The sequence below is a fragment of the Geobacillus sp. FSL K6-3411 genome (genome assembly GCF_037965715.1).
Taxonomy (GTDB): Bacteria; Bacillota; Bacilli; order Bacillales; family Anoxybacillaceae; genus Geobacillus; species Geobacillus thermodenitrificans.
The window spans coordinates 2,415,061-2,430,957 of the sequence record NZ_CP150187.1 but is presented as its reverse complement, the minus strand read 5'-3'; the positions used below and the strand labels follow the sequence as shown (position 1 = coordinate 2,430,957).

The 15,897-nt window shown below is 47.9% G+C and carries 13 protein-coding genes and 1 pseudogene; 11 read left to right on the top strand and 3 right to left on the bottom strand.

Going from position 1 to position 15,897, the window contains the following annotated elements; genetic code table 11:
* Positions 1–102 precede the first annotated feature (102 nt).
* The 7 genes from mce to NSQ22_RS12330 all read left to right on the top strand — a co-directional run bounded on the left by mce (position 103) and on the right by NSQ22_RS12330 (position 7,419).
* A complete protein-coding gene (mce, locus tag NSQ22_RS12360; protein WP_029761051.1) occupies positions 103–525 on the top strand; it encodes a methylmalonyl-CoA epimerase in 423 nt (140 codons plus the stop codon).
* Entirely contained in the window at positions 522–2,072 is a 1,551-nt protein-coding gene (locus NSQ22_RS12355; RefSeq protein WP_008879773.1) for an acyl-CoA carboxylase subunit beta, read from the top strand. Before mce ends, NSQ22_RS12355 begins: the two co-directional genes overlap by 4 nt.
* Positions 2,073–2,386: 314 nt before the next feature.
* Positions 2,387–3,508 (top strand): tripeptidase T, encoded by a 1,122-nt coding sequence (locus NSQ22_RS12350; protein ID WP_008879772.1) that lies wholly within the window; start codon positions 2,387–2,389, stop codon positions 3,506–3,508.
* 113 nt (positions 3,509–3,621) lie between these two features.
* Positions 3,622–4,095, top strand: coding sequence for a chemotaxis protein CheW (locus NSQ22_RS12345; RefSeq protein ID WP_087960145.1), 474 nt, complete (start codon positions 3,622–3,624; stop codon positions 4,093–4,095).
* 80 nt (positions 4,096–4,175) lie between these two features.
* A complete protein-coding gene (locus tag NSQ22_RS12340; protein ID WP_008879770.1) occupies positions 4,176–4,358 on the top strand; it encodes a hypothetical protein in 183 nt (60 codons plus the stop codon).
* Between the two features lie 151 nt (positions 4,359–4,509).
* The gene (gene gndA, locus NSQ22_RS12335; protein ID WP_008879769.1) at positions 4,510–5,922 is read left to right on the top strand and encodes an NADP-dependent phosphogluconate dehydrogenase; all 1,413 of its coding nucleotides are present in this window, start codon (positions 4,510–4,512) and stop codon (positions 5,920–5,922) included.
* A 321-nt stretch (positions 5,923–6,243) separates the two neighbouring features.
* Positions 6,244–7,419: a Xaa-Pro peptidase family protein gene (locus tag NSQ22_RS12330; RefSeq protein ID WP_008879768.1), complete on the top strand. Its 1,176-nt coding sequence runs from the start codon at positions 6,244–6,246 to the stop codon at positions 7,417–7,419.
* Between the two features lie 28 nt (positions 7,420–7,447).
* Here the strand turns inward: NSQ22_RS12330 and NSQ22_RS12325 are convergent, their stop codons facing one another.
* A complete protein-coding gene (locus NSQ22_RS12325) occupies positions 7,448–8,326 on the bottom strand; it encodes an IS982 family transposase (protein ID WP_087959983.1) in 879 nt (292 codons plus the stop codon).
* A 101-nt stretch (positions 8,327–8,427) separates the two neighbouring features.
* Here NSQ22_RS12325 and NSQ22_RS12320 point away from each other — a divergent pair.
* From NSQ22_RS12320 to NSQ22_RS12305, 4 genes and pseudogenes are all read left to right on the top strand, one after another.
* Positions 8,428–9,258, top strand: a pseudogene (locus NSQ22_RS12320) (M20 family metallopeptidase); the annotation flags it as partial.
* A gap of 4 nt (positions 9,259–9,262) precedes the next feature.
* The gene (locus NSQ22_RS12315) at positions 9,263–10,327 is read left to right on the top strand and encodes a homoserine dehydrogenase (RefSeq protein ID WP_008879748.1); all 1,065 of its coding nucleotides are present in this window, start codon (positions 9,263–9,265) and stop codon (positions 10,325–10,327) included.
* Between the two features lie 21 nt (positions 10,328–10,348).
* Entirely contained in the window at positions 10,349–11,788 is a 1,440-nt protein-coding gene (locus NSQ22_RS12310) for an aldehyde dehydrogenase family protein (protein ID WP_008879747.1), read from the top strand.
* A gap of 215 nt (positions 11,789–12,003) precedes the next feature.
* Positions 12,004–13,371, top strand: a complete 1,368-nt coding sequence (locus tag NSQ22_RS12305; RefSeq protein ID WP_029761032.1) for a glycoside hydrolase family 1 protein — start codon at positions 12,004–12,006, stop codon at positions 13,369–13,371.
* A gap of 257 nt (positions 13,372–13,628) precedes the next feature.
* On the opposite strand, the gene NSQ22_RS12300 is transcribed toward NSQ22_RS12305, so the two are convergent.
* Both NSQ22_RS12300 and zwf read right to left on the bottom strand, forming a co-directional pair.
* Positions 13,629–14,246 (bottom strand): cyclase family protein, encoded by a 618-nt coding sequence (locus tag NSQ22_RS12300; protein WP_008879745.1) that lies wholly within the window; start codon positions 14,244–14,246, stop codon positions 13,629–13,631.
* 117 nt (positions 14,247–14,363) lie between these two features.
* A complete protein-coding gene (gene zwf / locus NSQ22_RS12295) occupies positions 14,364–15,857 on the bottom strand; it encodes a glucose-6-phosphate dehydrogenase (RefSeq protein ID WP_029761031.1) in 1,494 nt (497 codons plus the stop codon).
* Positions 15,858–15,897 lie beyond the last annotated feature (40 nt).

Here is a 15,897-nt window from a genome sequence, read left to right as displayed (position 1 = left end):
CGCGGCGGAGCGGACAAGGAAAAACAAAAAGAAGGATTTTTTGTCGAAATGGCGAATATACATTACGATTCAGAATTATTTCGCAGCAAAGGGGACGAAATCATGCATGTAAAAAAAGTCGATCATATTGGCATTGCCGTCCGCTCAATCGAGAAAGCGCTTCCGTTTTATACGGATGTGCTCAGGCTGCCGTTTCTCGGCATTGAAGAAGTCGAATCGGAGCAGGTGAAAGTAGCGTTTTTGCAGGCTGGGGAAGCGAAAATTGAACTGCTTGAGCCGCTGTCGCCAGAGAGCGCGATAGCGAAATTTATCGAAAAGAGAGGAGAAGGCATCCATCACGTGGCGCTTGGTGTCGATGACATCACTGAGCGCATCCGTGAGCTGAAGGAGCATGGCATCCGTATGATTCAAGAAATGCCAAAACGCGGCGCCGGCGGGGCATGGGTGGCGTTTATGCATCCGAAGTCGACTGGCGGCGTTTTATACGAACTTTGCGAACGGTCGAACATGGAGGGACAACAATGAGCGACATGTATGACAAAATTAATGAGTTGTACGACCGCCGCCGTGAAATCGAGCTGGGCGGCGGCGATAAGAAAATTGAACAGCAGCACGCGAAAGGGAAGCTGACGGCGCGTGAGCGGATTGACTTGCTTTTAGACGAGGAGACGTTTGTCGAACTCAATCCGTTCATCGAGCATCGTTGCACTGATTTTGGTCTTGGCGAAAAAAAGGGGCCGGGGGATGGGGTCGTTACCGGCTACGGGAAGATCAACGGACGCACCGTCTTTGTATTCTCACAAGATTTCACGGTCTTTGGCGGCGCACTCGGAGAAATGCACGCGAAAAAAATTACGAACATTATGGATTTGGCGGCGAAAACCGGAGCCCCGGTCATCGGCTTGAACGATTCGGGCGGCGCCCGCATTCAAGAAGGGGTGTTGTCGCTTGATGGATACGGGCATATTTTTTATCGCAACGCCATCTATTCTGGGGTGATCCCGCAAATCTCCGTTATTATGGGGCCGTGCGCAGGGGGGGCTGTCTATTCGCCGGCCATCACCGATTTTGTGTTCATGGTCGAAAAAACGAGCCAAATGTTCATCACCGGGCCGAAGGTGATTGAGGCAGTGACCGGGGAGAAAATCAGCGCTGAAGATTTAGGGGGTGCACGCGTTCATAATACGATTAGCGGCAACGCTCATTTTGCGGCGGCGAGTGAAGAAGAAGCGCTCGCTAACGTGCGGCTGTTGCTGAGTTATTTGCCGTCAAATAATAACGAAAAACCGCCGCTTGGCCCTGTTCCCGACGGGGATGACTACCGTCCTGATTTGGCTGACGTCGTGCCGATTGACGCCGTCCGTCCGTACGATGTGCGCCACGTCATTGCTCAAGTCGTCGATGACGGATCGTTTATGGAAGTGCAAAAAGATTTCGCTAAAAACATTGTCATCGGCTTTGCCCGCATTAAAGGGGAAGTCGTTGGGCTTGTGTGCAACCAACCGAAATTTATGGCGGGTGGACTTGACATCGATTCGTCAGATAAAGCCGCGCGCTTTATTCGCTTTTGCGATTCGTTCAACATCCCGATCATTACATTTGAGGACGTCACCGGATTTTTCCCGGGCGTCAAGCAAGAGCACGGCGGCATCATCCGCCATGGGGCGAAAATTTTGTACGCCTACTCGGAGGCGACAGTGCCCAAAATTACTGTCATTTTGCGTAAAGCTTACGGTGGTGCGTACGTCGCCTTAAACAGCAAGTCGATTGGAGCCGATGTCGTTTATGCATGGCCGAACGCTGAAGTGGCGGTCATGGGGCCGCAAGGGGCGGCGAACATCATTTTTGCAAGCGAAATTGCAAACAGCCCAAATCCGGAAGAAACGCGGGCGCAAAAAATTGAAGAATATCGTGAAAAATTCGCCAACCCGTACGTCGCTGCCAAATACGGCATGATCGATGACGTCATCGACCCGCGTGACACTCGAATAAAACTTATTCAAGCGCTCGAAATGCTCCGCTGTAAACACGAAGAGCGGCCGAAGAAAAAACATGGCAACATTCCGTTGTAAGCGATAGAAGGCGCCTAACAAGCAATGGGCGCCTTTTTCGCAGCAAATAATCATTGAGACGGGAGTCGTGTTGCTCGGCCTTTCATCACGCCAAGGTGTGAGAACGTGGACAAACCGAGGTTTTGTCTCTGACAGTTGAATAAACAGACAAGTAACGTTTGGTCAAAGCTATGTTAAACGTTTTTATTTGGAAGATATTTGCTCAATCGACAGCCACCAATCGTTTACTCACACTGTTTCAGCGTCTAGTTTGGCGTTGAGTGGAAACTTCCGGTATACTTAAATTGGAATCCATACATAGGAGGAAGAAACAGATGGTCAATGAAAAGCGTCTCGTTGACGAGTTTTTAGAGCTCGTACAAATCGATTCGGAAACGAAGCATGAAGGCGACATCGCCAAGGTGCTGAAACAAAAGTTTGAGGCGCTCGGCCTTGAGGTCATCGAAGACGATGCCGCCGCAAAAACAGGGCACGGGGCCGGCAACTTAATTTGCACGCTCGCAGCGACAAAAGACGGGGTGGATCCGATTTACTTTACTTCTCACATGGATACGGTCGTGCCTGGTAAAGGGGTGAAGCCATCGATCCGTGATGGCTATGTCGTCACCGATGGGACGACGATTTTAGGTGCGGACGACAAAGCCGGCTTGGCGGCAATGTTGGAAGCGATTCGGGTGTTGAAAGAACAAAACATCGCCCATGGTACGATTCAGTTTATCATCACCGTCGGGGAAGAATCGGGGCTCGTTGGAGCGAAGGCGCTCGATCCGTCGCTCATTCAAGCGAAATACGGCTATGCGTTAGACAGTGACGGCAAAGTCGGTAACATTGTCGTCGCCGCACCAACGCAGGCGAAGCTGAAAATCGTTGTGCACGGCAAAACGGCCCATGCCGGTGTCGCTCCGGAAAAAGGGGTTTCGGCGATTACGCTGGCCGCCAAAGCGATCGCAAAAATGCCGCTCGGCCGTATTGATGAGGAGACGACGGCGAACATCGGCCGCTTTGAAGGCGGTATGCAAACGAACATCGTCTGCGACCGCGTCGATATTTTGGCCGAAGCCCGTTCGCTCGTCCCGGAAAAAATGGAAGCGCAAGTGGCGAAGATGAAAGAGGCGTTTGAAACGGTTGCTGCGGAAATGGGCGGCCGCGCTGAAGTTGAGGTCGAAGTGATGTACCCAGGTTTCAAATTCAGCGACGGCGATCATGTCGTTGAGGTCGCCAAACGAGCAGCGGCGAGCATCGGCCGGCCGTGCGAGCTGCAGCAAAGCGGTGGCGGCAGCGATGCTAACATCATCGCCGGGTTCGGCATCCCGACTGTCAATCTCGCTGTCGGCTATGAAGAAATTCATACAACAAATGAACGGATGCCAATTGAAGAGTTGGTGAAACTGACGGAAATGGTTGTCGCCATTATCGAAGAAGTGGCCAAAGGTTAACGAGCATCCTGCAAACGGATGCTCTTTTTTCTTCGGACGCTGAAAATTCGGCGAACATCGGCCGATAAAAAAAGTAGGCAAGATTTGTGAATCACAGGAGAGGTGGCGGGGGAATGGACAAATATGTTGTTTTTCGCGTCGAGCGGGAACACTACGTCATTTCGATTGCTTATGTCGTCTCGATTGAAAAAATGACCGCGCCAACTGCCGTTCCGCACATGCCGGATTACATGGCCGGTGTCGTGCGCATTCGCGGCGAGCTCGTTCCAGTATTGGACATGCGGAAGCTGCTGTATGGCCGCGCCATCGAGGAAACGGATCAAACACGCCTCATCGTCGCCGCGGTGGACGATTTGTCAGTCGCCTTTATCGTTGATGAGGCGAAGGAGATCGCTGATATTGGACAGGACGCCATTCAGCCGCTCCAGCTGATGTCTGCGGAGCGGACGCCGTATTTAGTTGGGATGGCAACGTTGCCAGACCGACTGTTGACCGTGCTCGATCCACGCGTTTTGTTCAACCATTTGGAGGAAGCGGAAGAGATTAGAGAGCAAGTGGCTGCTGTTCAATCCGATGAACCGGTATAGGTGTTTGCCTATACCGTTTTGTTTTCCGCGCATATCCTAACCATGGAAGCAAGTTGATACACAAAAAAGGAGGGTGCTCCATGGTTCGACCGTTCGGCCCGTATATGGGCGGCTATTACCCGCCGTACTTCGGCGGCTATGGCTACCACCATTATCCTTATGGGTACGGAGGATATGGCGGTTACCATCACTTCCCGTATGGCATGCATTACGGCCATTATCCATTTTCACCTTACGGTTTCCCGCATCACGGAGGTTATTAAGCACGGAGGAGGGGCGTCATTCCCCTCCTTTTGCATACCGTAAGGACTGTTTATAAGGCGTTCATAAATCGGTTTAGAAAAACTTGCAGGCAAGCGTCAAATTATGATATGTTGTTTGGTGAATGAACAAAAACAGAAAGGAACGTTGGCAATGGCGAAACAGCAAATTGGTGTCATCGGACTGGCGGTCATGGGGAAAAATTTGGCGCTGAACATTGAAAGCAGAGGCTATTCGGTGGCGGTGTACAACCGTTCACGCGAAAAAACGGATGAATTTTTGGAAGAAGCGAAAGGAAAAAACATTGTCGGTACATACAGCATCGAAGAATTCGTCAACGCCTTAGAAAAACCGCGGAAAATTTTGTTGATGGTGAAAGCGGGCGCGCCGACGGATGCAACGATTGAACAGCTGAAGCCGTATTTGGAAAAAGGCGATATTTTGATCGATGGCGGCAACACGTATTTTAAAGATACTCAGCGCCGCAACGAAGAGCTGGCGAAACTCGGCATCCACTTTATCGGCACTGGCGTCTCCGGCGGTGAGGAAGGGGCGCTGAAAGGTCCATCGATCATGCCAGGGGGCCAAAAAGAAGCGCATGAACTGGTGCGTCCGATTTTCGAAGCGATCGCTGCCAAAGTCGACGGCGAGCCATGTACGACATATATCGGTCCAGACGGTGCCGGTCATTATGTGAAAATGGTGCATAACGGCATTGAATACGGCGACATGCAATTGATTGCTGAAGCGTATTTCTTGCTGAAACATGTGCTTGGCATGGATGCCGCTGAGCTGCACGAAGTGTTTGCCGACTGGAACAAAGGGGAACTGAACAGCTACTTAATCGAAATTACGGCCGATATTTTCACGAAAATCGACGATGAAACCGGCAAGCCGTTGGTCGACGTCATTTTGGATAAAGCCGGACAAAAAGGGACGGGCAAATGGACAAGCCAAAACGCCCTTGATTTAGGTGTGCCGCTGCCAATTATCACCGAGTCGGTATTCGCCCGCTTCATCTCGGCGATGAAAGACGAGCGCGTCAAAGCTAGCAAACTGTTGTCTGGCCCGGCGGTGAAGCCGTTTGAAGGCGATCGAGATCACTTCATTGAAGCGGTGCGCCGCGCTTTGTACATGAGCAAAATTTGCTCGTACGCCCAAGGATTCGCGCAAATGAAAGCTGCATCCGATGAGTATAATTGGAACTTGCGTTACGGCGATATCGCCATGATTTTCCGAGGCGGCTGCATCATCCGCGCGCAATTTTTGCAAAAAATTAAAGAGGCGTACGACCGCGATCCAGCGCTTCCGAACTTGTTGTTGGATCCATACTTCAAAAACATCGTCGAAAGCTACCAAGATTCGCTCCGTGAAATCGTCGCTACTGCCGCAATGCGCGGCATCCCAGTGCCGGCGTTCGCAAGTGCTCTCGCGTACTATGACAGCTACCGCAACGAAGTATTGCCGGCCAACTTAATCCAAGCACAGCGCGATTACTTCGGCGCTCACACATATGAACGCGTTGACAAGGAAGGCATTTTCCATACGGAATGGCTTGCGAAATAAGCAAGATCCATGGCAGCCCCAACCGGGTAAACTGGTTGGGGTTGTTTTTTTGTTTTCTGGCCATTCATAAAAAAGCCCTCTTGAAGTGCTTTCTAGCCGAGGCGATCGAAAAGGTTGAGGTCATCGAATGTTTGTTTCGTTTTTAAATATGTCTAAAATGTACAAAAAGTTCAGATAAAAATCTAACAGCATGTAGAATGATCGTTTTGTTTTCGTATCGTATGATTTTTATAAACAGTCCCTGCTCTTTCCTAGCTTTTCAACGTCTAGGATGGCTGAGCTGCCTAACGGACTCAGTAAAAATAGCGAGGTGGTTGAATCATGTTACCGTTTGAGAAAACGGAGTATCAACATCGTGAAAAAAGGATAAAAAAGAGCATGGAAGCGCAAGGAATCGAAGTATTATTCGTTACAGATCCAGCGAATATGAACTATATAACAGGATACGATGCTCTGTCTTATTATGTGCCTCAAGGGGTAATCGTCTCATCTTATTTGAAAGAACCTATATGCATCATACGGCAGCAAGATGTATACTGTGCGCTCCACACCACTTGGATGTCAAAAGAAAGCATCATACCGTATCCTGATAAATATTTGTGGGAACCGAAAGTGCTTCATGTCATGGATTTTGTAGGAGATGTGTTGAGGGAAAAGGGACTCCATAATAAAAGAATCGGGGTCGAGCTCGATAGTTATTACTTTAATGCTCATTGGTATCACAGACTAGAAAAAAGTTTGCCAGATGCAGAATTGGTAGATGCGACATCACTTGTAAACTGGATAAGGGGGCAAAAATCAACAAAAGAATTAGAATACATGCAAATAGCTGCAAGAATTGTAGAAAAAGCAATGTACAACGCCATAGAAAACATCGATGTTGGCGTAAGGGAATGCCGCGTTGCGGCAGGAATTTATAGTGACTTATTGAATGGGACAGGGGTATATGGCGGCGAATATCCATCACTTTCACCGATAATGCCTGCAGGAGAAAGAACCGCAGGGGCGCATTTTTCATGGACAACAGAAGGCAAATATCAAAAAGATCAGTTAGTATATATGGAATTGTCGGGAAGCTATAAGCGCTACCACGCTCCTTTAACAAGAACGGTCTTTATTGGGAAACCGCCTGAGAAAGTACGCGAAACGGCAAAAATAGTAATAGAAGGCCTAAATGTGGCATTATCCACGATAAAACCAGGAGTGACATGTGAAGAAGTCGAGCAAGCATGGCAAACAACGATCAATCAATATGGGCTGGAAAAAGAGTCTAGAATGGGATATACAGTTGGTCTAAGCTATCCGCCTGTATGGACAGAAAACACAGCGTATTTTAAACCCGGAGAGAAGACGGTACTAAAACCGAACATGACTTTTCATATCATGCCCGGAATGTGGCTTGACGGTTATGGAGTCGCAATAACCGAAACCATAAGAGTGACTGAAAACGGTTGTGAAACAATCACAAAATTTCCAAGGGAATTATTCATTAAATAGAAAGTATACCCGTGGTGCTAGTTGAACTTTAACGCTCAACTAGCCCAAGAATGACGAGTGAATAAGCGAGTAAAATGCCATCCAAAGATGATTCAAATCCAGAAACAGAGTTGGATCGAATCTCTGTGATCCGGTACTGATCAATGAGAACGGAAAACACGGTTTCAATGACTTTGCGCTTTCGTTTCATCCATCGTTTCCATGCTTTCGATTGATGGATTTTCTGGTTTTTCCGAACGGGCGTCCAAAAAGTGATCTTGTATTCATCATACAGCTTCTTTTGCAAGTCTTGGCTCACATATCCTTTGTCACCAAGTGTATACGGATGAGGAAGTTGGACCATCACGGTTTCCGCAGCTGTCCGGTCGTGACAGGATGCTTCGGTGACGACATATCCCATCGGAAGCGCTTGGTCAGTGATCTGGAGATGAAGCTTCAATCCATAGTAAGCCATCTTTTTGGATGCACAATACCCAATATCTGCGATTCCTTGAAACCGTTTGACGCGATATATTCGTGCGTGGTGGCAGAGTTCAATGGGTAAGCTATCCACTACCGCATAAGCATGATGTTGCCCACGTTTGGCTAGTTGATATCGGATCCATTTGACGGCAAAGCCAAGATTTCGACAACGACGGTTATATCGAGAGCGTTCAGGAAATAAATCTTTCGAAAATAAGTTTCCGATCACAAATCGGTGCCAAGCTCGTTCGGATGTAAAACCTAACAACTTTCCAAGAACATGGACGGCGATGATGACCTCATCTTCTTGCTTCAACAAATGGCGATTTCGACGTTGTAAATACATCTGAATTAAAGACAATTGTCCAGATACAAAGAATAAAATCGCTGCATATTGTTTTTGAATTTTCGCTTCGTCTGTTGTAAAATGAAAGTGCTCTTGCATGTGAACTCTCCTTTTGAATGTTTGTTCGCACTTTCATTTTAAAGGAGATCCTTCATGCAAGGGCTATTTTTATACTTATCTCATTTTATCTAGCACCACGGGTAAAGTTTGTTTTTCAACCTGCGGAAGAAAGCACTGATGAATATGGATTGTCAGGATCACCATATATGATTCGGGCAGGCGTATATGACCATGTAGATGCCGCCATCGCCTTGCATATGTGCCCATGGCTTCCGGTCGGAGCTGTTCAAATCAATGATGGCTACAGTATGGCAAATGTGGATGTGTTTCGAGGGAAAATTTATGGTACAGGCGGCCATGGAGCTTACCCTGAGCTTGGAACAGATCCGATTTGGATGCTTGGGCCAGTGATGCAAGCTTTGTATGGAATCACTTCACGCAAAGTCTCTTCATTGGACGCTGCTGTGATCAGTATAGGTAGAATACAAGCCGGATCCGCTAGCAATATTATCCCGACTGAAATATTTATCGAAGGCACGATGCGGAGCTATACTCCTGAGGTGCGCGATTTATTGGAGTTGGAACTAAAGAAAGCGTTTTCTATAGTGGGAAATTTGGGTGGGAGTTATTCACTGCATGTTGAGCGCGGAGAGCCCGCTTTGAATAATCATTCTGTCGTCAATCGCTGGATTACAAAAACCGTTTCAGAGATATACCCTGACTTTCAAATTGTTAAAAAGCCATTCGGGCTGGGTGGAGAAGACTTTGGTTATGTGAGTCAAAAAATTCCTTCTTCGTTATTCTTTTTAGGATGTGCCATTCAAGATGGAGTGAAAAGAGAGTTACACACCCCCATTTTTGATATTGACGAAGCGTGTTTGCCAATCGGTACAGCGATTTTAGCACAAACAGTTGTTCATTTTTTGAATGGTAAAGTTTCCTTGTCAGCAAATGAGATGTTGGAGGTATAATCATATGGTTCATAAACTAGCACTCATTGGATTTGGCGTTGTCGGTCAAGGGTTAGTGGAAATTTTATTAAATAAACAAGAAAAATTACAAAAAGAAGAAGGCTTTGAAGCGGTTGTTGTAGCCATTTCGGATTTAATGAAAGGATCGATTTATCATCCAGATGGTTTACATCTTGAGACAGTCTTGAAAGTGCTAAAGGAAACAGGGAATATTGAGAACTATCCTGATGTGCCAGGGATTATAAAAGGGTGGGACAGCTTTAAAACCATTCGTGAAACGAACGCTGATACGATTGTGGAAGTTTCCTATACCGATGTGAAAACAGGACAGCCCGCCATCGATCATTGCAAGGCTGCTTTTGAAAGCGGGAAAAATGTCATTATGACAAACAAAGGACCGGTCGCATTAGCGTATAAAGAATTGTCGCAAATGGCTAAGAAGTATGGAGTGTACTGGGGATTTGAGGGAACGGTAATGAGCGGAACCCCAGCGTTAAGAATGCCGATTACATCTCTGGCAGGCAATGATATTACAGAGATCAAAGGAATTTTAAATGGAACTACCAATTATATCCTTACCAAAATGGAAGAAGAAGGATGGACATATGAAGAAGCGTTAAGAGAAGCGCAAAGGCTTGGTTACGCTGAAGCTGACCCTACTAGTGACGTCGAAGGGTATGATGCAAAATTTAAAATTGTTATTCTAGCTAATTATGTGATGAATGTCCCTTTGTCAGCAGAGGAAGTCATATGCAAAGGAATTACAGATATTACCTTAGACGATATTGAGGAAGCAAAACAGCAAGGAAAAAGATGGAAACTGATAGCGAAAGTTCGTAAAGAGCAGGATAAAGTAATCGCCTCTGTCGCTCCGGAAAAAGTGGATTTAACAGATCCCCTCGCATCAATTAGCGGTACCACGAATGCCGTTACGTACGAATGTGATCTTCTCGGCCCAGTCACATTAGTAGGCGCGGGAGCAGGAAAAATGGAAACGGGTTTTTCGCTTCTTATCGATCTCATCAATATCCAACGCGCCGCTCATCAGCAAAAGTTAGTGAAAATTTAATTGGGGAAAGGTGGTATGTTGATGACAACTCAAGTGATTGGTCGAAAAATGTATTTGGCAGGAAAGTGGGTAAAAAGAGATCGGATTATAGAGGTGCGCGATCCTCAAGATAATAGTCTGATTGATACTGTCCCCGCTGCTTCTGTAGAAGATATGATTCAATGCATTGAGGAGGCAAAAGAAGGGGCACGGGTTGCTGCTTCGATGCCTGTTTATAAACGTATGGAAATCATTCATAAAGCAGCTGATTATATTGAAGCAAATGATGAGAAATTCGCGAGAACGATCGCTCGTGAAGGAAGTAAGACGATCCGTGAAGCAAGAAAAGAAGTAAAAAGATGCATTCAAACCCTTCGTATTAGTGCGGAGGAAGCAAGAAGAATTAATGGAGAAACCATCCCTTTCGATCAGATGGAAGGCAGCGAAAATCGAGTTGGGTATTATTACCGCTTTCCTATAGGGATTGTAGGGGCTATTACCCCGTTTAACGATCCGTTAAATCTTGTTGCTCATAAGGTAGGACCAGCAATCGCTGCTGGGAATGCCATTATTGTAAAACCATCAACACTGACTCCGTTAAGCGCGCTTTTGCTTGCAGAAGCATTTGATGAAGCCGGTCTTCCGCCTAAAATATTGTCTGTTGTCACTGGTTACGGAAGCGAGATTGGCGATGTTCTCGTTACGCATCCTGATATTCGAATGATTTCGTTTACAGGCGGGGTTGAAGCAGGTGAGGAAATTATCCGGAAAGCCGGGTTGAAAAAAATCAGCATGGAGCTCGGCTCGAACTCTCCAGTGATTGTATTAGAGGACGCTGATTTAGATGAGGCTGTAGAATCGACGGTTTCAGGGGCTTTTTGGGCGGCTGGGCAAAATTGCATCGGTGTTCAGCGTGTCTATGTTCAAGAGAGTATTATGGATGCGTTCCAAAAGAAATTTGTGGAACGTACCAATCAGTATTGTGTTGGGGATAAACAGTCAGAACTCACGGACATGGGACCGCTGATCACAGAAAAAGAGGCGATTCGTGTTGAACATCTAGTCAATGAAGCCGTTGAAGCCGGAGCCATACTGCTAACTGGCGGAAAACGCAGCGGAGCTTTCTATTGGCCCACGGTATTAACAAACGTCCCCGAGGAGTGTCGAATCGCAAAAGAGGAAGTATTTGGCCCTATTGTTCTTCTTTATCCGGTGAAAGATCTGGATACAGCCATAGAGAAATCCAATGCTGTCAACTATGGATTACAAGCCGGCATTTTCACAAACAATTTGCAAAAAGCGTATAAGGCGATTGAGAAAATGGATGTCGGTGGTATCATGATTAATGATAGCAGTGATTACCGAATTGACGCGATGCCATTTGGGGGAGTCAAAAAATCGGGGCTAGGGCGTGAAGGAATTAAATTTGCGATCCAAGAAATGACGGAACCAAAAGTCGTTTGCTTCAAATTGTGCAACTAAAAGGTGAATGCATTCTTTTTTCTTCCCATAGTGATGAAGCCTTGCTGCGTCATCAACTATGGGATATATTTTTGTTAATAGTATCAGTACCCACAGCACTGTTTAGGAGAAAAATAACAGAATTTTTAGATGAAATCATAGTGGGTGGGCGGTCAGGCGAATGGTTATGAGTTGGGAAGCAAGCATGAAAACTTACATAGCAGGAGGGAGATTAAGTGCCATCACAACGCCAATCGATCATCCCCGACAACTTTTTATGGGGCGGGGCAGTGACGTCGTTCCAAACGGAAGGGGCATGGAATGAAGATGGAAAAGGGCTATCGATCGTCGATGCGCGCCCAATTCCAGAAGGCCATTCCGATTGGAAAGTGGCAGTCGACTTTTACCATCGCTATAAAGAAGATATTGCCTTGTTTAAAGAGTTGGGCTTCACCGCCTATCGAACGAGCATTGCTTGGACGCGCATTTTTCCGGACGGGGAAGGGGAGCCGAATGAAGCGGGCTTGGCGTTTTATGACGCCGTGTTTGACGAATTGAGAGCAAACGGCATCGAACCGGTCATTACGCTGTACCATTTTGATTTGCCGCTGGCGTTGGCGAAAAAGTATAACGGCTTTGCCTCACGGAAGGTCGTCGATTTGTTTGAACGATACGCACGCACCGTATTCGAGCGTTACCGCGGGAAAGTGAACTATTGGCTGACGTTCAATGAACAAAACCTAGTGCTGGAAAACCCGCATTTATGGGGGGCGATCTGTCCAGATGATGAAGACCCGGAAGCGTTTGCCTACCGCGTCTGCCATCATGTTTTTATCGCCCACGCCAAGGCGGTGAAGGCGCTGCGCGAGATCGCACCAGAGGCAAAAATTGGTGGGATGGTGACGTATTTGACGACATATCCGGCTACATGCCAGCCGGAAGATGCCTTGGCCAATGTACAGGCAAAAGAGCTGCTCAGCGATTTCTTTTTTGATATGTTCGCCCGTGGTGCCTATCCGCGCTATGTGACCAACCGGCTCGAGAAAAAGGGGATTCGCTTGCCGCTCGAAGCGGACGATGAGGAACTGCTGCGCACGCAGACAGTTGACTTTTTGTCGTTCAGCTATTACCAAAGCCAAATCGTCCGCCATCAAGAATATGACGAGCGAATCATCAGAGGGCTTGAGCCGAACCCTCACTTGCCGAAGACGAAATGGGGATGGTCGATCGATCCGATCGGCTTGCGCCTTGCGTTGAAAGATGTGTACGCTCGCTACCAGATGCCGATTTTCATCACCGAAAACGGGATCGGGTTGGAAGAGGAGCTGAATGAGAACGGCACGGTTGAAGATGACGAGCGAATCGACTACTTGCGCCGCCATATCGAGCAAATGAAGATGGCGATGGAAGAAGGAGTCGAGGTGATCGGCTATTTAATGTGGGGGGCAACCGATTTGTTGAGCTCGCAAGGAGAGATGCGCAAACGGTACGGCGTCATTTTCGTCAATCGCGATGACCAAAACTTGCGTGATTTAAAGCGCTATAAGAAAAAAAGCTTTTACTGGTTCCAACGCGTCATTCGCACGAACGGGGAGGAATTGTAAAACAAAAACAAGCTTCAGAAGAGGCGGAGAAACCCCGCCCCTTTTTATCAGTTCTTTGGACGCCGGTGGCGAATGTCTCATCGTGGAAAATGGTTGTCTCAACAATATCCTCAGCTGGATTCGCCTTGATGAGCAGCGATCTACGCATCAATCAAATCCATATTGTTCTCGCTACAATCTTAAAGTGCCTGTTGAATGTAACGAAAGCGATATGAGAACGAACCGTAAAAAGCCGATCCCTTAATGGGATCGGCTTTTTACGGTTCGCGGTCAAACAGTAAAACGCGCGCCGGGGCGGCATCTGTGCCGACGAGTTTGAGCGGGGCGGCGACCATGAAGTACGGGCCTTCTGGGACGTCTTTTAACCGCAGCCCTTCGATGACGATGACGCCAGCCGAAAAGAGCGTTTTATGGGTCGGATGGCCTTCTTGCGCCCGTTCGATGCCGAGCGCATCGATGCCGACGCCGCGGATTTGTTTGTCCGCTAAATAGCGGGCGGCATCTTCAGCGACGAAAATAAACTCAAAGTTAAAGGCATCCTCGAGCGAGTTTTTCGTTTTGAACAAGACGAAGTCGCCTTCTTGAATGTCAAGATGGGCGATGTCGTTTTTTGTGATCCGATCGTTGACATGTGTCAAATCAAATAGTTTGCACGGGCCGACGAGGTGGTCAAGCGGGATCGTTTCAAATGTGGCGCCGCCTTCGACCATATGGAGAGGGGCGTCAATGTGCGTGCCGGTATGCACGTCCATGTCAATGCGCGATTCCGTCACATAGCCGTTCGTAACCGTCGTGCGTTTCGGCTGTTTTTCCGGTTTGTTTTTGTAGACCGGCATGCCTTCGTAAATGGGGGCAGTGACATCGTACATGTTCATCGTTTTTCCGCTCCTTTTCATTCAAGGATAGAAAGGGCCGGTTCGGCCCCGTGAGTGATCGATTGTCAAGGGCTAGGTAGTCAAAAAAGAAAACAATGGTTGGCGCCGCCTTGCTTGTTATGGTTTCGGATGCTCAATCGGCCACCAATGGAAACCGTCTTTTCGCAACAGTTCATCGGCTGCTGCCGGGCCCATCGAGCCTGCTTCATAGTTCGGGAAGTCGTCGGCTTTTGTGTTCGCCCAAACGTCAGAAATCGGATCGACAAACTGCCATGACGCTGCTACTTCATCCCAATGGGTGAAGTTCGTCGCATCGCCGCGCATGCAGTCGTACAGCAGCTTTTCGTATGCTTCCGGTGTGTTGATGCCGTCGATGCAGTTGTTGCAATAATCGAGTTTAAACGGGGCGGTTATTGTCGACGATTCCCCGGTTTTTTTGCCGTTTAAATGAAGGGTGATGCCTTCATCGGGCTGAATGTGAATGACGAGCAAATTCGGAGCGATCGTCTCGTTCGTCCGGTAGTATAAGTTCATCGGCACATCTTTAAATTGAACGACGATTTTCGTCGATTTTTCCGCCATTCGTTTGCCGGTGCGGATGTAAAATGGTACGCCGGCCCAGCGGAAGTTGTCGATCATCAGTTTTCCAGCGACAAACGTTTCCGTGTTTGAATTCGGATCGACGTTCGGCTCTTCGCGGTACGCTGGTACGGCTTGGCCGCGGATCACCCCACGCCCGTATTGGCCGCGCACGAAATACTGGTCGACTTCGTCATGCGCAACCGGACGCAATGCGCGCAACACTTTCACTTTTTCATGGCGGATGTCATCGGTCGTCAGTTTAATCGGCGGCTCCATGGCCAACAGGGCGACCATTTGCAGCATATGGTTTTGCACCATGTCGCGCAGCGCTCCGGAATGGTCGTAATAGCGGCCGCGGTCCTCAACGCCAAGCGTTTCGCTTGAGGTAATTTGAATGTTCGAAATAAAGCGGTTGTTCCAAAGCGGCTCGAAAATGGCGTTCGAGAAGCGAATCACTTCGATATTTTGCACCATTTCTTTGCCAAGGTAATGGTCGATCCGGTAAATTTCCCGTTCAGAAAAGACACGGCGGATTTCTTCATTCAGCTTTTGGGCGCTCACTAAGTCATGGCCGAACGGCTTTTCAATGACAAGCCGTTTAAAGCCGCGCGTATCGGTCAGCCGCTCCGACTGTAGGCGCGATGTAACCGTGCCGAAAAATTCCGGTGCCATCGCCAAATAAAAGATGCGGTTGCCCTCCGTTTGATACGTCTCATCGAGCTGTTCAAGCAACGCTTTTAAGCGCTGATAGGACTCAGCTTCGGTCACATCAAACGGGTGATAATAAAAATGGGAGATGAAGTTGCCGTCAGTAAGCTCTTGGTTGAGTGCTGTTTCGACTGAGTCGCGCACGTAATGGCGGAACTCATCGGCCGACAGCGGGCGGCGCGCGACGCCGACGACGGCAAATCGCTCGTTCAAATGCCCTTTTTCATACAGGCGGTAAAGGGACGGAAACAATTTCCGTTTTGCCAAATCTCCCGTCGCCCCAAAAATGACGATGATCGATTTCGGGTTCATGTTATCCACCATATGTACCTCGCTTTAGCCAATTTTGTCTCTTCAACTA